Source organism: Croceitalea dokdonensis DOKDO 023 (assembly GCF_001306415.1).
Classification (GTDB): domain Bacteria; phylum Bacteroidota; class Bacteroidia; order Flavobacteriales; family Flavobacteriaceae; genus Croceitalea; species Croceitalea dokdonensis.
Window position 1 is genome coordinate 82,522 of sequence record NZ_LDJX01000009.1, and the last position, 20,014, is coordinate 102,535.

The following is a 20,014-nucleotide window of genomic DNA, read 5'->3' on the forward strand; positions in this document are numbered from 1 at the left end:
ATGGAAAGTACGCCATTGTTCTGGACGGTCATTGGTATCCTTACCGCCCAATTTCTGCTAGACACCTTATTGGATTATCTGAATTTTAAACGGTTTAACACTCATGTTCCGCCGGAAGTAAGGGATGTATATGATGCCGACAACCATCAAAAATCCTTGGCCTACAAAAAAGCAAATCACACTTTTGGCATCTACAATGAAAGCTGTTCCTTTCTGTTGACCCTACTTTTTCTTTGTTTTGGGGGATTTGATTGGCTAGACGGATGGCTAAGAACCTTTTTGGAGAACCCCATTGGCTTGGCATTGGCTTTCTTTGGTATTTTGATGCTGGGAAGCAGCGTTCTCTCATTGCCCTTTAGCTACTACCGTACTTTTGTGATCGAAGAGAAATTTGGCTTTAATAAAACCACTCTAAAAACCTTTGTTCTTGACCTGTTGAAAGGTTGGCTGCTTACTGCCGTTTTAGGCGGTGGTATTTTAGCGCTTGTCATTTGGTTGGTACAACAGTTGGGGCCCAACTTTTGGTGGTATGCCTGGGCCCTTTTTTCTGTACTCATGATTTGTATCAATTTCTGCTACACCAAACTCATCGTGCCCTTGTTCAACACACTTAGTCCGTTAGAGGAAGGCAAACTAAAAAAAGCCATTGAAACCTATGCAGAACGGGTAGGTTTTGAACTTAAACACATTTTCGTGATAGATGGTTCCAAGAGGTCTACCAAGGCCAATGCTTATTTCTCCGGTTTTGGTAAGCAAAAACAAGTGACACTTTACGACACCCTAATCCACGATTTGGAAGAACAGGAAATTGTGGCCGTATTGGCCCATGAAGTTGGCCATTACAAGCGGAGGCATATCATTTTTAACATGGTAACCTCCATGGTATTGACCGGGGGCACCCTGTTCCTGTTCTCCGTTTTTGTAAACCATCCAGAGCTTTCGCATGCCATCGGGGTTTCCAAACCAAGCCTCCATGCATCCTTGGTAGGCTTTGCTTTATTGTATTGCCCCATATCTACCCTCACGGGGTTGGTGATGAACTATGTTTCAAGACAATTTGAGTTTCAAGCAGATGACTATGCCAAGCAAACCTTTGCCGCGGCACCTTTGATCAGTTCCTTAAAAAAACTGTCCCAACATAGCCTAAGCAACCTTAGCCCCCATCCAGCCTATGTTTTTTTCCACTACTCCCATCCTCCTTTGGTTGACCGAATAAGAAATCTTATGGTCTGATTTTTGTTGCCCAGCTGTAAAGATTAGTTTATTTTTAATATTGCTATGACGGAAACGGCCATTGAAGAAGAGAACAAACAAATTGCCAAGCAATACAAGGAATTGCTGCGTATTAGCTATCAGACCCTTACCGATGAGGACAAGAAGCTCATACGCACCGCATTTGATGTTGCCGTGGATGCCCATAAGGAACAACGAAGAAAATCTGGCGAGGCCTACATCTTCCATCCTATTGCAGTAGCAAAAATTGTGGCCTCGGAGATAGGGCTGGATGCCGTATCCATAGCCTCTGCCCTACTGCACGATGTGGTAGAAGATACCCCCTATACCCTTTCTGATATTGAACGGATGTTCGGTGAAACCGTGGCAAGAATCGTTGACGGCCTCACCAAGATCGCGCACCTCAAAAAGGACAAAAACATTAGTCAGCAAGCGGAAAACTTCCGTAAAATGTTATTGACCTTAAATGATGATGTACGGGTGATCATCATCAAAATTGCAGATAGGTACCATAACATGCTCACTATGGATGCCATGCCAGAGCACAAACAAGTCAAAATTGCCTCGGAAACCTTGTACATCTATGCACCCTTGGCGCATCGCATTGGCCTGTACAACATTAAGACGCAGCTAGAAGACCTGAGTTTAAAATATACGGAACCGGAAGTTTACAATGATATCAGAAGTAAAATTGCGGACACGGAAGAAGAACAAAAAGAATACATAGACGCCTTCACCAAGGTGATTCGTGAATCTTTGGATGAGGAGGGTTTAAACTATTCCATCAAAGGCCGTATGAAATCCATTTTCTCCATCAGAAGGAAGATGGTGAAACAAAACGTTGCCTTTGATGAAATCTATGACAAGTTTGCCATCCGGATCATTTATAAGGCAGATAGGAAGAATGAAAAATTTCTCGCCTGGAAAATCTATTCCATCGTAACAGACCATTTTACACCCAACCCAGTTAGGCTCAGGGATTGGATCACCTCGCCTAAATCTACCGGATACGAGGCGCTGCACATTACCGTCATGGGGCCAGAGGGCAAATGGGTAGAAGTACAGATTCGTAGTGAACGGATGCACGAAATTGCAGAAAAAGGCTATGCTGCACATTTTAAGTACAAGCACGGAGATCAAAAGGAACAAGGAATTGAAATTTGGCTCAACCGTTTACAGGAAGCTTTGGAGAACGCAACGGTGAATGCGGTGGATTTTGTGGAAGAGTTTAAACTGAACCTTTACGCCAAAGAAATTTTTGTGTTTACCCCCCAGGGTGAACTCAAATCCCTGCCCAAAGGGGCCACTCCGCTGGATTTTGCCTTTCACATACACACAGAGATCGGGATGAAAACCAGGGGCGCCAAAGTCAATGGCAAACTGGTGCCGCTGAACACCACCTTGCACAGTGGAGACCAGGTAGAAATCATGACCTCGGAAAGTGCCAAACCCAACCAGAATTGGTTAGACTATGCCAATACGGCAAGGGCACGCGCAAAAATAAAATCGTCCTTACGTGAAGAAAAAAGGGAAGTTGCAGATGAGGGCAAAGAGATTTTAAGGCGCAAGTTAAAATCGCAGAAAATAAACCTAAACGAAGATGTGGTCAATAAAATGGTCACTTACTTTAAACTAAAGACCAGTTTAGATCTGTTTTTTAGGGTAGGCAACGGGATTATTGACAACCAGAAGATAAAAGACTTTGCTGCCAACTATAACAATGCGTTTTTAAATTTCTTTAAAAATAAAATACGCCGCACGCCAACCCTGGAGGATATCAATAAAGATGAAATCACCACCAATTTTGACATGCTAGTCTTTGGCAGTGAGGAAGAAAAACTAAATTATAAACTGTCCCAATGCTGCAACCCTATTCCCGGGGACCCCGTATTTGGTTTTGTGAGCGTCAACGAAGGTATCAAGGTACACAACAAAAATTGTCCCAATGCCCTTTCCCTGCAGTCCAACTACGCCTACCGCATCATGTCTGCCAGGTGGATAGACTCCAGCCAAGAAGAGTTTTCCACAGAGATACAGCTAACGGGTATTGATAATCTGGGTTTGATCAACGAGATTACCGGAGTCATTTCTGACCATATGCATGTGAACATGCGCAACCTTAACTTTAGCACGGATGGCGGAACTTTTAAGGGAAAAATCACCGTTGTGGTGAAAAATAATAATATCCTTAAAAAATTGATGGAACATTTAAGGCAAATTGGGGGGATAGAGAAGGTCGCCAGAATTTAATTTTTAGTGTACCTTTGTCCGATAGGGAGAGTACTATGAGCAACCTAAAAAATCAAGAAATTGTAAAAAATGTTTTTACGACATTTTTAGAGGAAAACGGCCACCGCAAGACACCAGAGCGCTATGCCATCTTGCAAGAAATCTACGAGAGTGACGATCACTTTGATGTAGAATCGCTCTACATTAAAATGAAGACCAAAAACTATAGGGTAAGCCGGGCCACCTTGTACAATACCATAGAATTGCTCTTGGATTGTAAATTGGTGCGCAAGCATCAATTTGGCAAAAACCAGGCGCAGTATGAGAAATCTTATTTTGACCGCCAGCATGACCATGTGATCCTTACCGATACCGGTGAAGTGGTTGAATTCTGTGACCCCCGCATACAATCCATAAAAAAGACCATTGAAGAGGTTTTTGACATCAAGATCAACAACCATTCCCTTTACTTCTACGGAACCAGAAACCTGCCTACCGAACGGCATGACAAAGAACAAAACCTAACCGAATAACCACAATTTTCATGGTAGATTTATTGCTCGGACTCCAATGGGGAGACGAAGGAAAAGGAAAAATTGTTGACGTACTTACCAAAAACTATGATATCATCGCCCGTTTTCAAGGCGGACCAAACGCCGGACACACCTTGGAGTTCGATGGCATCAAACACGTACTGCACACCATTCCCTCCGGTATTTTTCATAAAAATGCTTTAAACATCGTGGGCAATGGGGTGGTGATTGACCCGGTCATATTTAAAAAGGAATTGGACAACCTCAAAAAATTTGATCTAGACCTAGCCTCAAAACTTTATATTTCCAGAAAGGCACATTTAATCTTACCAACGCATCGTTTGTTGGATGCAGCCTCCGAGGCCTCCAAAGGAAAGGCTAAAATTGGTTCTACCTTAAAGGGTATTGGCCCAACTTATATGGATAAAACAGGTAGAAACGGAATGCGGGTGGGCGATTTGGAGTTTGACAATTGGAAGGAAAAATATAGAAGCCTGGCAGACAAACATGAAGCCATGATCGGCTTTTATAACGTAGACATCCAATACCACCTAAAAGAACTCGAAGTAGAATTCTTGGAAGGGGTTGAAGCCTTAAAAAAACTTCCCTTTATTGATAGTGAGGAATACATCTTTAAAGCGATGTCAGCAGGAAAAAAAATCTTGGCAGAAGGGGCTCAAGGGTCCTTATTGGATATTGACTTTGGCACTTATCCCTTTGTGACATCCTCCAATACCACGGCGGCAGGTGCTTGCACCGGTTTGGGTGTTGCCCCTAACCAAATAGGTAGGGTGCTCGGAATTTTTAAAGCATATACCACCCGGGTGGGCAGCGGACCCTTTCCCACGGAATTGTTTGATGGGGATGGCGAGACTATGGGCCGGGTTGGCAATGAATTTGGTGCCACCACGGGTAGGCCAAGGCGTTGTGGTTGGTTAGACCTGGTTGCGCTCAAATACGCAGTACAGATAAATGGGGTCACAGAGTTGATGATGATGAAGGGTGATGTGCTTAGTGGTTTTAAAACCCTTAAAGTCTGTACAGGTTATATGTACAAAGGACAGACCGTTACCCATTTGCCCTACAATATAGAAGCAGAGAACGTACGCCCTATTTACCAAGAAATGAAGGGCTGGGACAAAGATTTGACCAAAATGACCTCCGAAAAGGAATTCCCACAGGCGCTGAATGACTACATTAACTTTTTGGAAAATGAACTGAACGTGCCCATTAAAATTGTTTCCGTTGGGCCAGATAGGACACAGACCATTCATAGGTAGGCATCTTAAGTATTAAAGGTTTATTAACCCTTTGCGCAGCAGCGTGGGATTCTTTTACCTTTGATTAAAATAGTTTGATTTGAATCGTATTACGATTATTTTCCTTTTGGTGTCGTGTTTTGTGCTAAAGGCACAAAAAGCAGATAGCACCCAATCCAGACAAATCAATATTGTCTATGGTGCCAATTTTACCAAAAACGAGGAAAAATTCCCAGGTGCGTCCATTTTTAGTAAAGATGATGAGCGCCAAGTGCAGTTTGAACACCAAGGCGCAGACCTTTGGTGTGACATTGCCGTGTTCTATTCTGCCGAAAACAAACTAAAAGCCATTGGCAACGTACGCTTGCAACAGGGAGACACCATTGAAATGAACAGTGGTAAGCTAGACTATGACGGTAATACCAAAATGGCCCGTGCGTGGGAGAACGTAGACCTGACCGATAGCCAAATGGTACTTACTACCGATACGCTCTATTTTAATCGTGAAAAACAGGAATCCTTCTATAATAGTGGAGGCAAAGTGGTAGATTCTGCCAATACCCTTACCAGTAAAATAGGCACGTACTTTATGGAGCTCAAAAAAGTGCAGTTTAGGGATAGCGTACATATAGACAATCCGGAGTACATCATTGATTCCGAACAATTGGATTATTACCGGGTTTCCAAAAATGCCTACATGTACGGGCCATCCACCATTGTTGGGGAAACCTATAAAATCTACTGTGAACGTGGTTTTTATGATACCAAAATAGAGCAGGGCTATGGGGTAAAGAACACACGGATAGATTATAACAATCGTATCATTGAGGGAGATAGCGTATATTTTGACAAGGCAACTTCCTTTGCTTCCGCCACCAATAATATCGTGGTCACGGATACGGTGAACAAAGGCATTATCCGCGCGCATTATGCAGAGATTTTTAAAGAACGGGACTCCGTCTTTGCCACCAAGCGCGCTGTGGCGGTTAATTTGGTTCAACAAGACTCCCTTTACATACATGGAGATACCTTAATGGTTACCGGAAAACCGGAACAACGTATTTTAAGGGCATTTAGAAATGCTAAGTTTTTTAAAAAGGATTTGAGCGGTAAATGTGATTCCATTCATTCTTCCCAGCAAACCGGGGTCACCCAATTAATTACCAATCCAATTTTATGGAACGTGGATAATCAAATGACCGGGGATAGCATTCATCTCATATCCAACTTGGAAACGGAAAAATTGGATTCTCTTAAGGTTTTGGAAAATGCCTTCATCATCTCCTTGGATTCTATCGGAAAAGTTGGCTACAACCAGGCCAAAGGAGTTAACCTCTATGGAAAGTTTATTGAAAACGAGTTAAAAATCATCGATTTGGTGCGTAATACCGAAGTCATCTATTACATGTACAACGATGATGGGCAGCTTATTGGTATCGATAAGACCATTTGTAGTAAAATCCGACTGGAAATGGCCGATAATGACATTGAGGACATCACTTTTTTCGTTAACCCAGATGGCACTATTTTTCCTGACAAGGATTTGCCCATAGAGGGAAGGAAGCTAAAGGGATTTATCTGGCGCGGGGACGAACGCATCTACTCCAAAGAAGAAATTTTTGATGAAGATGACAATAACATCCAATTAGTAAAAATAAGGGGAATTGACAATCCCGTGGATATTGACCAAGAAGAAAGCGAACGCAGTGGAACACCCTTGCCCGAAAAACCAACTGCCAACAAAAAACCGGTAACCACCAAGCCCAAAAAACCAACGGTACCAAAGCCTAAGTAAACCTTTAGCTTTGTACGGTATAGTGATATGAAAAAAGATTTTTTCAAATATCAGGCACAAACCACGCCCCATCCCCTGGCATTAGAAATATCCCATGCATCAGGGAGTTACATTTATGATAGCAAGGGTAATGCCCATTTAGATTTTGTCGCTGGGGTATCTGCTTGTAGTTTGGGCCATTGCCACCCCAAAGTGACGGAAGCCATCAAACAACAGACAGAAAAGTACATGCATGTTATGGTTTACGGAGAATATGTACAGCAACCTGCCGTAACATACACCAAATTATTGGCCTCCCTCCTTCCCAAAAATCTGGAAACCACCTATTTGGTCAACTCTGGAACGGAGGCAATGGAAGGTGCCTTAAAGCTTGCAAGAAGGGCAACCGGCCGTTCAGGGATTGTAGCGGCAAAAAGCGCTTATCACGGCAACACCATGGGCAGTTTAAGTTTAATGGACTATGAGGAGCGTAAAGGTGTTTTTCGCCCCCTGATTCCCGATATCTCCTTTATTACATTTAACAGCCTTGCAGATATTGAAAAAATCACGGCCAAAACCGCAGCAGTAGTATTGGAAACCATTCAGGGCGGCGCTGGGTTTATTGTACCAAATTACTGCTTTCTACAACAAATAAAGCGGCGTTGTGAGGCCGTTGGCGCGCTATTGGTTTTGGATGAGATACAACCTGGGTTTGGGCGCACCGGAAAACTATTTGCTTTTGAGCATTACAACGTTTCTCCAGATATTTTAGTCATTGGAAAGGGCATGGCGTCAGGGCTTCCGGTAGGGGCATTTGTAGCATCCCAGCACCTTATGGATACCTTAAGCGAGAAACCAAAATTAGGGCATATTACTACCTTTGGTGGAAATCCCGTAATTGCAGCGGCATGCTTGGCAACCCTCAAAGAACTTACCGGTAGCGGCCTTATTGCGCAAACATTGGACAAGGAAAAACACTTCAGAAAGCTCTTGGTCCACCCGTTAATCCAAGAAATACGCGGCAAAGGATTGATGCTGGCACTTATATTTAAAGAAGCTAAAACGGCCAATTACCTTGTACTTGAAGCTGCAAAACATCAGTTGATCTTGTTTTGGCTGCTCTTTGAGCCTAGAGCCGTCAGGATATCTCCCCCACTTACCATAACCCAAGAACAGATAACAAAGGGGTGTGAACAGATTCTTAACATACTAGAGCACTACCAAGCCACCAATGTTAACTAAATTGTTGATAATAACCTGTGCTAAAACCCTGTGCTCCGCAAAGAATACCCCTATTTTTAGACTAATCGAAAGGGCGAGCTATTTATGGGTTTGGAACCAAACGAAAATAAAGACCATTACATTACCAAGTTTGAGTCGATGCTCAAAACAGACGATGTCTACTTTTTTGACGCAGAGGACTTTGAGGGCATTATACATTACTATTTAAACATAGGTAAAGTGGCCTTAGGGAAAAAAGCCATTAAAATTGGACTACAGCAACACCCAAACGCCATTGAACTGAAACTGTTACAGGTAGAAGTGTTGGTCTTTGAGGACCAATTTGAAGCAGCGGAACGCCTCCTGAACAAGCTGGAAACCCTTGATCCCAACAACGAAGAAATTTTTATACAAAGGGCCAATATCCTATCCAAAAAGGATGACCACCAAGGTGCGGTCAACATGTTGTACCAAGCGTTGCAAGTGGCTGATGATTGTTTGGATATTTATTCCCTTTTGGGAATGGAATATTTGTTCATGGATGATTTTGAAAAAGCAAAATTAAATTTCACCAAATGTTTGCTACATGACGAAACAGATTATTCCGCGCTTTATAACGTTATCTATTGCTATGAATTTTTGGAAGACTTTGACGGTGCCATCGTATTTCTAAACGACTATCTAGAGCGCAATCCGTATTGTGAGGTGGCTTGGCACCAATTGGGTAAAATGTACCTCAACAAAGAACTTCTTAAAGAAGCACTTACGGCGTTTGACTTTGCCATTATTTCTGAGGACACCTTTTTAGGAGCCTATTTTGAAAAAGGCAGGGTGCTGGAAAAATTGGGCAATTACAATGAGGCCATTGAGAGTTACCAAACCACCTTAACCCTGGATGACCCTACGTCCCACGCCTATTTAAGGATTGGCAAATGCCATGAAAAGTTGGGCAATGATGATTTGGCAAAGTACTATTACTACCATACCGTACATGAAGATCCCTTACTGGATAAAGGGTGGTTGGCCATAACGGAGTTTTACACCAAGAAAAAGAAATACCAGAAGGCAAAAAAGTACATTAATAAGGCCATAAACATTGATAGTGAAAATGCCTTATACTGGAAGAAAAGTGCCATTATTTACCTGGCCCTGAACGATTTGAACGAAGCGGATTTTGCCTTTAAGCAGGCGGTAGAACTGGGAAATTATGAGTTAGACACCTGGCTGGAATGGGCCTGGGTGCTCCAAGCGCTAAAGGACCTTGATTCTGCGGAAAAAGTATTACAACAGGGCATGGAATTTTATCCGGAAAGTCCAGAAATTCATTACCACTTGTCTGGTCTCTATTTAAAAACACAACGTCCCAGCTTGGCCAAGGAAAATTTACTCACCGCTTTGCAATTAAATCCGCAAAAAGCAGTTTTCTTTAAGGAGAAATTTCCCGAATTTACGCATGTAAAGTGGATATCGGAAATGGTATCCAAAAATAGGAAAGCGTCCAACTAAAATCAAATTACACTAATTATGACCCGCAAAGGAGTTGATTATGCAATCATTACCCTAAAAGGAATGGCTATGGGCGCCGCGGATGTGGTGCCGGGAGTTTCTGGCGGAACAATTGCCTTTATTTCCGGTATTTATGAAGAACTTATTTCTTCCATCAACACCATAAACCTAGGGTTATGGAAGACATTACGGAAAGCTGGGTTTAAACCGTTCTGGAAACAACTCAACGGAAATTTCTTAGTGGCCCTCTTTGCCGGAATTTTCATTAGCGTACTCTCGTTGGCCAAATTTTTAAGTTGGTTGCTGGAAAATGAACCTATTTTATTGTGGTCTTTTTTCTTTGGCTTGGTACTGGCCAGTATTTTTCTAGTGGGGAAGGAAATTAAGAAATGGAACTTGGTCAGTATCGCTGTTCTTATCTTAGGAGCAGGTATTGCCTACTTCATCACCACATTGCCTCCTAGCGAAAACGTGGATAGTTTGCCGTATTTGTTCCTCTCTGGCGCGTTGGCCGTTTGTGCCATGATTTTACCAGGAATTTCCGGGGCCTTTATTCTGGTGTTGTTAGGTTCTTATAAAACCATTTTGGACGGGGTGCATGAACGTGACATCCAACTAGTGGCCGTTGTGGCCTTTGGGGCAGTTTTTGGACTTTTGAGTTTTGCCAGACTTTTAAAATGGATGTTCAAGAATTATAAGAATACCACCTTGGCTTTACTCACAGGCTTTATTTTGGGATCCCTCAATAAAATTTGGCCTTGGAAAAAAGTGTTGGAAAGTAAAATATTTGGGGACAAGACCATTACTATAGACGCCCAAAATATACTTCCGCACCAATTTGAGGGCAACCCACAACTTCTACCTGCAATCTTACTAGCCATACTGGGATTTTCGCTTATTTTTATGCTTGAACGTATAGCGTCAAAAAATAAGAGAAACTATTAATTTAGAACATAGCTTTACGTTTAAAACCAAACACCAAGGGTAATGGTATTCCGACAACTTAAAATAGGGATGTACATTGGCCCTTAAAACTATAATAGCCAGTAACTTCCATGCCACAAGAAAGAACGATTACTGACAAGTTATTCCTAGTCATTAAAGGCCTTTTTATGGGTGCTGCCAATAAGGTGCCAGGGGTTTCCGGTGGTATTGTTGCCTTTGTAGGCGGTTTTTATGAGGAGTTCATTTATTCGTTACAAAAAGTAAACCTTAAGGCTTTTAAACTATTGTTCAACGGCAGGTTCAAGAGCTTTTATCAGTACATCAATGGATCATTCCTTGTACTATTGATTTCCGGAATGCTCATTAGTTATTTTAGCATCTCACGATTGTTGGATTATTTTTTGGATCGCAAGGAGCTTTTTGTGTGGGCCGGATTTTTTGGTATGGTCATCGGATCCATTTATTATATTCTAAAGGATTATCGGCAATGGGGGAAAAAAACAATTCTAGCCTGTTTCATAGGTCTCATCGTTGGCCTTTCCATTAGCTTTTTAAACCCGGCCACGGAAAATGATCATCTTGTTTTCATCTTTTTTTGTGGCATCATCAGTGTTTCCGGGATGACACTACCGGGACTGTCCGGTTCGTTTATCCTTATTTTATTGGGGAATTATGTGCTACTACTCGTAGATTCCGTAAACAGCCTGTACGATACCATTACCGAGGTAATCCAAGGCGATTTTAGTTTTATGGAAAATAAGGAAAGACTCCATATCCTAACCGTTTTGGCGGTTTTTACAGCAGGTTCTGCCACTGGTTTGGTTACCTTGTCCCATGTACTTGGCTATGTGCTGAAACATTACAAGGCAATCACACAGGCCGTAATCATTGGATTTATTACCGGGTCACTTGGCGTGGTATGGCCATGGAAAAAAACCATATTTAAAACGGATGGCATGGGCAACTTGTTAAAAGATTCCAACGGGGATTTAATCATCAGTAATTATCAAAGATATTGGCCAGATATTACCACCATGGAAACTTGGGGCGCTATTTTCTTTATTATTTTTGGCATCTTCGTATTATTGAGTTTAGATTGGTATGGAAAAATCAGGAAAGAAGGAAAATAAGTTTGGTCTTTTGGGAAAGGATATTTCATATTCATTTTCAAGAGGTTACTTCACGGACAAGTTCAAAACACTTGGTTTAACGGACCATTCCTATGAAAATTTTGATTTGGCAGACATTAATATGTTTCCCCGTATCATCAAAGAGGTACAACCAAAGGGTCTTAACGTTACCATTCCCTATAAAGAGCAAGTAATTCCATTTTTGGACGAACTGGATGTGGAAGCAAGGACGATTGGAGCCGTAAACACCATAAAATGTACTTCCAACGGACTTAAAGGATACAATACGGACGCCTATGGCTTTAAAATGGCGTTGGGTCCCAAACTAAAACCGCACCATAAAAAAGCCCTAATTTTAGGAACTGGTGGTGCGTCCAAGGCAATTGCCTATGTGTTGGATGGATTGGGCATAGACTTTTGTTACATTTCAAGAAAACCCAAGAAAGGGCAATTGTCCTATACCGAGTTAAATAAAGAAATCCTATCATCTTACACAATTATCATTAATTGCAGTCCTGTTGGCACTTTTCCCAATGTGGACGATAAGCCTGCCTTACCTTATCAATTTTTAACCGAAAAGCACCTGCTTTTCGACTTAATTTATAACCCTGAAAAAACAGCCTTTTTAGCAGAGGGTGAACAGCGCGGGACCACCATCCAAAATGGGCTATTAATGTTGCAACAACAGGCCGAAAAAGCATGGGAAATCTGGCATGGGGCTTAGCCTACAACCAAAATCCATTTCCATTTATAATTAGCGGGATGGCACGTAGGCCCAAAATATCCCATTATCTTTGCCTTAAGTGGCTATAGTTAGTAACTTACCACATATACCAATATTCTTAACGCTAAAACTTGCGTCATGAACGAAAAAGAGCTTCCACTGCAACCTGCAGACGACCAAAATATTCAAAGTGAATCCACCGATAAGCTACAGGAAAAACCTGCTGCAACAGAAACCAAGGCGGAACCAAGCGGAGAATTAGAGCAAGCTTCGGAAACTATTGAACCCAAGGCTACGCATCAAGAGGATGCTGCTGACGATTTGGAAGAAGTGAACCATAATACAACGGAATCTGCCACCAACAAGCTCACCAAACAAAACAACGAGCAGGAAGATGCTGTCTCGGAAATTGATGAGGAAAACGCAGAGGATGCCGAAGATGAAGCCAATAAGAAGCGACATGAAATTCCGATGCTGGACTACCACTCCATGTCCATGGAAAATCTTGTGGGTGAATTGCAGCGATTGGTGAAGAATGAAAAGGTACAGGCCATCAATAAACATGTAAGTGATATCAAACATGAATTTGATTTAAAGTACCAAGAGTTTTTAGAACATAAAAAGGAGGAATTCATTGCCAATGGGGGCAATGAAATTGACTTTAGATATAACTCGGTCACCAAAAGACAGTTCAATGAAGTCTATGGGGAATACCGTGAAAAAAAGAACCAGTATTATAAAAATCTAGAGAAAAACCTTAAAGAAAATTTAGAAAACCGGTTGGGGATTATTGAAGAGCTCAAAGGTTTGGTAAACGTGGATGAGGATATGAACACCACGTACAAACATTTTAAGGAACTCCAAGAAAGATGGCGCACAGCGGGTCCGGTTCCAAGAGCCAATTACAATGATGTTTGGCGCACCTATCACCACCATGTGGAGATTTTTTATGATTTCCTGCACCTGAATAGGGAGTTACGGGATTTGGATTTTAAACATAATCTTGAAGAAAAAATAAAACTGGTAGAACGGGCAGAAGCTTTGGAAAATGAGCCTGACCTTAACAAAGCATTCCGGGAGCTGCAAACCCTTCATAAAATTTGGAAAGAGGATATTGGTCCAGTGGCCAAAGAAGAACGGGAAGGGATATGGGAACGCTTCAGCAAGGCTACCAAGGCCATGCACGGCAGAAGACAGGCCCACTTTGAGCAATTGGAAGCATTGTTTGAAGAAAACCTAAAACAAAAGAATGAAATAATTTGCAAGATAAAAGCCATTGCAGAAAACATATCAACCAACCACAGAGGCATCCAAGGCCAGATAAAAGATATTGAATCGCTTCGCGAGGCATTTTTTAAAGCAGGCAAAGTACCCCAGAAAGTAAACGAAGCTACCTGGTCGGCATTTAAAAATGCTGTTCGTGATTTTAACCGTGGCAAAAACGCATTCTATAAAAATCTAAAAAAAGAACAGCACGACAATCTCGAAAAAAAACGTGCCTTATTGAATTTAGCACTTTCCCTCAAGGACAGCGAAGACCATGATATGGCCACCCCAGAAATGAAGCGCATCCAAAACGAATGGAAAAAAATTGGTCACGTCCCCAGAAAATACTCGGATAAAATTTGGAAAGAGTTTAAAGCTGCATGTAACCATTATTTTGACCGTATCCACTCCGAAAGAAATGCCTCCCAGAAAGAGGAGTTAGAAAATTTTGAGAAAAAAAGTGCTTGCTTGGCCAGACTTAGGGAGTTTCAACTCAGTGGGGAGAAGGACAAAGATTTAGGGGAAATCAAAAAATTCATTGCAGAATGGAAATCCTTAGGTCATATCCCGTTTAATAAAAAGCACATTAACGCAAAGTTCAATAAAATCATTGACGCACTCTTCAAAAAATTGGACGTTAACAAACAGGAGTCAGAACTGTTAAAGTACGGGGACAAGATTAAACAACTGGCCAATTCTGATAATGAGCGGGCCATTGGCAATGAACGCACCTTTATCAAAAGAAAAATTAATGAAAGTAAGGATGAGATAAGACAGTTGGAGACCAACCTGCAGTTTTTTTCCAACGCTTCTGAAGATAGCCCAGTAGTGCAGGATGTGGTGAAAAAAATTGACCGTCAAAAAGAAGCTTTGGAGACTTGGAAAACCAAGTTAAAAAACCTTAACATCATGGAAAATAAAATACAACGTGAAGCGGAGGCAGCGGAAAATGCATCGGAAAACACCTCAGAAGAGGAATAGCCCTTTAAAGCCTTTGTGCCCACCTTTGCAATGAATTATATATCGCGTTAAGGCGATAAAAAATCTTGAACACCTTTCTCATATTCCAACATAATCTGGGCCACCAGTACTTTTGCCGGCTTTATGTCGTGGATGAGCGAGGCAACTTGTCCAATTTCCAATTCGCCTTCGTTCAAATCGCCTTCAAACATGCCCTTTTTAGCCCTTGCCCTTCCTAAAAGCGTCTTTAATTCTGCTACGGAAGCTCCCTTTCCATAAGCTGCTTGGATATCCTGGTAAAATTTATTCTTGAGCAATCTTACCGGAGCAAGCTCCTTTAATGTCAATTCGGTATCGCCTTCCTTGGCATTCACCACTTCTTTTTTAAAAGCAGGATGCGAAGAGGCTTCTTCACTTGCCACAAATCTACTTCCTATCTGTACCCCATCCGCACCAAGGACCATGGCCGCCAACATTTGTCTTCCCGTAGCAATACCACCAGCGGCAATTAACGGAATATGTACCTTTTCCCGGACCGCCGGAATTAAGACCATGGTGGTGGTCTCATCACGGCCGTTATGGCCACCAGCCTCAAAACCCTCTGCAACTACCGCGTCTACACCTGCATCTTGCGCCTTTACCGCAAATTTGACACTGCTTACCACGTGGACCACTATGGTGCCAGCATCCTTTAAAAATCCCGTCCATGTTTTGGGATTTCCGGCGGAGGTAAAAACAATAGGAACTTTTTGGGACACAATAATCTCCATTAATTGGTCTATATCTGGATAGAGCATGGGAACGTTTACTCCAAAAGGTTTGGCCGTGGCCTTTTTACACTTTTGGATATGATCTAACAATACATCAGGGTACATACTCCCGGCCCCTATTAGACCCAGCCCCCCGGCATTGGAGACCGCAGAGGCCAATCGCCAACCACTGGCCCATATCATTCCTGCCTGCACCAATGGGTGTTCAATCCCAAATAAGGCTTTTACCCTGTTGTCCATATCTTAACTATTACTGCGAAATTACCCCAGAACCTATCAACTCATCCCCAATATACCAAGCGGCAAATTGCCCGGCAGTTATAGCGGACTGCGGCTGCTCAAAATCAATATAAAGCCCATTTTTAAATTGATACAGGGTGGCTTGCTGTAAAGGCTGCCTATACCGTATACGGACGCTAACCTTTAAAGTGCCACCTTCCATTAACTTTAAATCTTCCCGCACCCAATGGGTTTCATCTTTGGCAACAAACAAGGTGCTACGTAGTAAACCGGGATGGGTTTTGCCCTGTCCTACGTAAATCACATTCTCTTCCACATCCGTATCAATTACAAACAAAGGTTGGGGGGTACCCCCTACATCCAAACCTTTACGTTGGCCAGTAGTAAAAAAATGTGCGCCTTGGTGTTCCCCTACCGCTTTTCCATGGGTAAGCTGATATTTTGGCTTTTGGACATTTTTTTCCAAGGTTTCGTAAATCCCCTTTCCTGCTATGGCATCTGTTTTGCTTTTATAAATACTTGCGGTTTCCGCTATTTCAACAATAAGCCCCTTTTTGGGTTTCAGTTTCTGCTGTAAAAAATCGGGTAAACGCACCTTACCTATAAAACAAAGCCCTTGACTATCTTTTTTTTCCGCGGTAATTAGGTCATTGTCCGCTGCTATTTTTCTGACATCGGGTTTTTCCAAATGCCCTATGGGAAACAAGGTCTTGCTTAATTGATATTGGGAAAGTTGACATAGAAAATAAGACTGGTCCTTGTTGCCATCTGCTCCTGCTAATAACCGATAAACAGGCTGGTCAGGATTCTCGGCCAACATTCCTTTCTGGCAATAATGGCCCGTTGCCACAAAATCGGCCCCTAAATCCAAGGCAATTTTTAGAAAGACATCAAATTTTATTTCCCTGTTGCAAAGCACATCCGGGTTTGGGGTACGCCCACGTTCGTATTCATTAAACATATAATCTACGATACGCTCCTTGTATTCCTTGCTTAAGTCTACCGTTTGAAAAGGAATACCCAGCTTTTCTGCAACCAATAGGGCATCATTACTATCTTCTAACCAAGGACACTCATCAGAAATGGTCACAGAATCATCATGCCAATTCTTCATGAACAGGCCTATGACCTCATAACCTTGCTCTTTAAGCAAATAGGCAGCAACACTGGAATCCACCCCACCGGAAAGACCTACAACTACTTTATTCTTCATTAGCATTTCAATCTAGTACAAAAGTACAATTTTGGCGTGGTCGCCAACCGTTACAAACCTTAACAAAACTAAAAATTCCATAAATATGTTAACCAAGGCAAAAAATGGAAAGCCACCCCCAAACTCCGCCATCTTTCCTGATAATCAACGAAATAAAACAACATTTCTTTATTTATTTTGATTAGCTTTTTGCAATAATTGTTAAACATTTATTAATTTATGTTTAACCAACGCAACCAAACTATAAACAATCTATCTTTTTAGTGTTTATTATATTTCTGATTATCAGTTATTTAAACAAAATGCCTTTCAACTAACTGATTTTCAACTAAAAATAAGTTCAACTATCACGATTTTTTGTTAAACAATTAATTAAATCCTAATTATGAAATTATTATCTAGATTCTTTACGCTTGCGGCCCTAGTGGCATTGGCAACATTTACGTCATGTTCCGATGATGATGACGACAACAACAATCCAGAACAGGAGTCCAATACCATTGTTGATTTGGCGGTAGCCACGCAAGAACTGGGAACTTTAGTGGATGCCTTAACGGCGGCAAATTTAGCCGGAACCTTACAAGGCGCAGGGCCATTTACCGTTTTTGCCCCTACTGATGATGCCTTCGCCGCTTTTCTGGAAGCTAATAATTTCTCCTCTTTGGACGATGTGCCAAATGATGTATTGACAGCCGTGCTATTGAACCATGTGATTGCAGGTAACAACACAGCTGCCACCTTGCCCGAAGGTTATATTTCCAGTTTATCAACTGCTGGGGCAGATGGTAGGGCTTTAAGTATGTTCATTGACAAAACAAATGGAGTACGAATCAACGGTGTAGCAACAGTTACAGCTGCGGACAATATGGCGGATAATGGCGTGGTACATATTGTGGACGCTGTAATTGGTCTGCCTACCGTGGTGACACACGCCCTTGCTAATCCTAACTTGACCGAATTGGTGGGTGCCTTGACCGCCGACGGGAACACCACATTTACGAATTTGCTGTCGGACGCCAGCGCAACGTATACGGTGTTTGCGCCGGTAAACGCCGCTTTTACCGCTTTTGATAATCCGGATGGCAATGACATCAATACCATTTTATCTTATCATGTAATTGCAGGAGATGCGGCCTTCTCAGATGAATTGGCGAGCGGATATGTTAGTGCTTTCGCCACCAATATGGACGGAGACAACCTAAGCCAGTATATTAACGTAAGTGATAATGGCGTTTCCATCAATGGTATGTCTAACGTAGCTGCTGCGGATATTGTTGCCGTGAATGGAGCCATCCATGCCGTGGATGCCGTTATTGATTTACCTAAGGTAACCACTTTTGCAGTTGCAGACCCAACTTTTGCCCCTTTGGTCACAGCGTTAACCTCTGGAACTCCAGATACCGATTTTGTAACGGTATTGAATGGGGCCGGGCCTTTTACCGTTTTTGCCCCCACTGCAGATGCTTTCCAGGCCTTATTGGATAGCAACGATGATTGGAACGAGGTCACTGACATCGATGCCACACTTTTAACAAGCGTTCTAAACCATCATGTGGTTAGTGGTAATGTGCGTTCTGGAGATTTGACAGATGGCATTAACCCTCCCACTTTGGAAGGTGACAACATCATAATCAATCTTCCTGGAACAGGTGACAACATTGCAGATGTAACTGATGGTTCTGGAGCTACGGACATAGGTATCATAGCAGTGGACGTACAGGCAAACAACGGGGTTATCCATGTTTTGAACAAGGTAATGATTCCCGATACCACCAATTAAGACTTTTAAGGGACTGTGGTTTAGAACGGCCACAGTTCCTCTTATAACTATGTAACTACAGATTGCCAAAAGCAATCCACACCCTTAAAACTATATAAAATGAAAGTACTATTACACATTAAAAAGTATCTATTGCTGTTAGGTGTCTTGGCGTTCGCATTCTCTTGTGACAAAGACGAGGAAGGCACCAACACAACCTCAAGAGAAGACGCAACAAGTAACATTGTAGAAATTGCCCAAGGCGAAAACAACCTTACCTCCTTGGTTGCCGCCTTGTTAAAAGCAGGAGAAAATGAAAACATTGATTTGGTCGGGACTTTAAATGGCGAAGGGCCTTTTACCGTTTTTGCCCCAACCAACGAAGCTTTTGCTGCCTTACTTGCAGAATTGGATGGCTTTGATTCCCTAGAAGACTTTGACACCGCAGAGGAACAAGAACTTCTTGCTGAAATTTTATCCTACCATGTAGTGGCAGGCGTTGCCGCCCTTTCTGGTGATTTAACGGAAGGCCAAGAAATAGAGACCGTTCAAGGTGAAAAGGTAACTGTTTCCTTGGAAGGCGGGGTATTCATTAATGATTCCGAAGTTTCACAGGCAGACATTATGGCTATCAATGGAATAGTGCATGTCATCAATAAGGTTTTGGTACCCCAATCGGTGCTGCAGGCCATGAATATGCAGGATTTGGTAGACCTTGTAGTGGCCACCGATACGTTATCCGCTTTAGAGGCGGCCGTTATCAAAGCTGACTTGGTAGAAACCCTCAAAGGAGAAGGCCCATTTACTGTTTTTGCGCCTACGGACGATGCTTTCGCAGGGCTACTTATGGCATTAGGGGGCGATTACAACTCTTTGGATGATTTTGATACAGAAGATGAAATCAACCTTTTGAGGGAAATTTTATTGTACCATGTCATACCTGCCAAGGTGTTGGCAGCAGATTTGGCAGAAGGTGAGGTAGCTACGGCATTGGAAGGAGCTTCATTATCCATTATTCCAGAGGGAGAAACTTTTGTGATTGGTGATGCCTCTGACGTCAACGCCAATATTACCGGAACGGATATTATGGCCAGTAACGGGGTAGCACACACCATTGATAAGGTATTGTTAACCCCTGCAGCTGTCGACTTAGTAGCCAATATCCAGATGAGAAACATTGTGGAAATTGCTGTGGAAACTGATGATTTAAGTTTGTTGGTTGATGCACTCACGGCCGCAAACGCAGGTCTTG

The 20,014-nt window shown here is 42.3% G+C and carries 15 protein-coding genes; 13 read left to right on the plus strand and 2 right to left on the minus strand.

The features are described 5' to 3' along the window. The 11 genes from I595_RS15915 (at position 1) to I595_RS15965 (ending at position 14,801) form a co-directional block, all read left to right on the plus strand. Entirely contained in the window at positions 1 to 1,233 is a 1,233-nt protein-coding gene (locus I595_RS15915; protein ID WP_054560445.1) for a M48 family metallopeptidase, read from the plus strand. 45 nt (positions 1,234 to 1,278) lie between these two features. Beyond that, a complete protein-coding gene (locus I595_RS15920; protein ID WP_054560446.1) occupies positions 1,279 to 3,483 on the plus strand; it encodes a RelA/SpoT family protein in 2,205 nt (734 codons plus the stop codon). Positions 3,484 to 3,518: 35 nt separating this feature from the next. Continuing rightward, positions 3,519 to 3,995 carry a Fur family transcriptional regulator gene (locus I595_RS15925; RefSeq protein WP_054560447.1) on the plus strand — a complete coding sequence of 159 codons (477 nt, stop codon included), beginning with the start codon at positions 3,519 to 3,521 and terminating at the stop codon, positions 3,993 to 3,995. Between the two features lie 11 nt (positions 3,996 to 4,006). Continuing rightward, entirely contained in the window at positions 4,007 to 5,275 is a 1,269-nt protein-coding gene (locus tag I595_RS15930) for an adenylosuccinate synthase (protein WP_054560448.1), read from the plus strand. Positions 5,276 to 5,384: 109 nt separating this feature from the next. Further along, positions 5,385 to 7,049 carry an OstA-like protein gene (locus I595_RS15935; protein WP_417926342.1) on the plus strand — a complete coding sequence of 555 codons (1,665 nt, stop codon included), beginning with the start codon at positions 5,385 to 5,387 and terminating at the stop codon, positions 7,047 to 7,049. A gap of 27 nt (positions 7,050 to 7,076) precedes the next feature. Continuing rightward, positions 7,077 to 8,270, plus strand: coding sequence for an aspartate aminotransferase family protein (locus I595_RS15940; RefSeq protein WP_054560449.1), 1,194 nt, complete (start codon positions 7,077 to 7,079; stop codon positions 8,268 to 8,270). 84 nt (positions 8,271 to 8,354) lie between these two features. Beyond that, positions 8,355 to 9,755 carry a tetratricopeptide repeat protein gene (locus tag I595_RS15945; RefSeq protein ID WP_054560450.1) on the plus strand — a complete coding sequence of 467 codons (1,401 nt, stop codon included), beginning with the start codon at positions 8,355 to 8,357 and terminating at the stop codon, positions 9,753 to 9,755. Between the two features lie 18 nt (positions 9,756 to 9,773). Then, complete coding sequence (locus I595_RS15950) at positions 9,774 to 10,700, plus strand: polyprenyl-phosphate transporter (RefSeq protein ID WP_054560451.1); 927 nt, start codon at positions 9,774 to 9,776, stop codon at positions 10,698 to 10,700. 110 nt (positions 10,701 to 10,810) lie between these two features. Beyond that, positions 10,811 to 11,830, plus strand: coding sequence for a DUF368 domain-containing protein (locus tag I595_RS15955; RefSeq protein WP_054560452.1), 1,020 nt, complete (start codon positions 10,811 to 10,813; stop codon positions 11,828 to 11,830). After that, on the plus strand, positions 11,802 to 12,554 hold the full coding sequence (locus I595_RS15960; RefSeq protein WP_054560453.1) for a shikimate dehydrogenase family protein: 753 nt from the start codon (positions 11,802 to 11,804) through the stop codon (positions 12,552 to 12,554). Before I595_RS15955 ends, I595_RS15960 begins: the two co-directional genes overlap by 29 nt. Before the next feature lie 138 nt (positions 12,555 to 12,692). Then, a complete protein-coding gene (locus I595_RS15965; RefSeq protein ID WP_054560454.1) occupies positions 12,693 to 14,801 on the plus strand; it encodes a DUF349 domain-containing protein in 2,109 nt (702 codons plus the stop codon). A gap of 47 nt (positions 14,802 to 14,848) precedes the next feature. Here the strand turns inward: I595_RS15965 and I595_RS15970 are convergent, their stop codons facing one another. Next, positions 14,849 to 15,790, minus strand: a complete 942-nt coding sequence (locus I595_RS15970) for an NAD(P)H-dependent flavin oxidoreductase (protein ID WP_054560455.1) — start codon at positions 15,788 to 15,790, stop codon at positions 14,849 to 14,851. A 10-nt stretch (positions 15,791 to 15,800) separates the two neighbouring features. After that, a complete protein-coding gene (gene mnmA / locus I595_RS15975) occupies positions 15,801 to 17,003 on the minus strand; it encodes a tRNA 2-thiouridine(34) synthase MnmA (protein WP_054560456.1) in 1,203 nt (400 codons plus the stop codon). 385 nt (positions 17,004 to 17,388) lie between these two features. Here mnmA and I595_RS15980 point away from each other — a divergent pair, with 385 nt between their 5' ends. Both I595_RS15980 and I595_RS15985 read left to right on the plus strand, forming a co-directional pair. Beyond that, positions 17,389 to 18,783, plus strand: coding sequence for a fasciclin domain-containing protein (locus tag I595_RS15980; protein WP_054560457.1), 1,395 nt, complete (start codon positions 17,389 to 17,391; stop codon positions 18,781 to 18,783). A gap of 99 nt (positions 18,784 to 18,882) precedes the next feature. Continuing rightward, the coding region (locus tag I595_RS15985) for a fasciclin domain-containing protein (protein WP_172675965.1) at positions 18,883 to 20,014 on the plus strand (1,132 nt) is incomplete at its 3' end.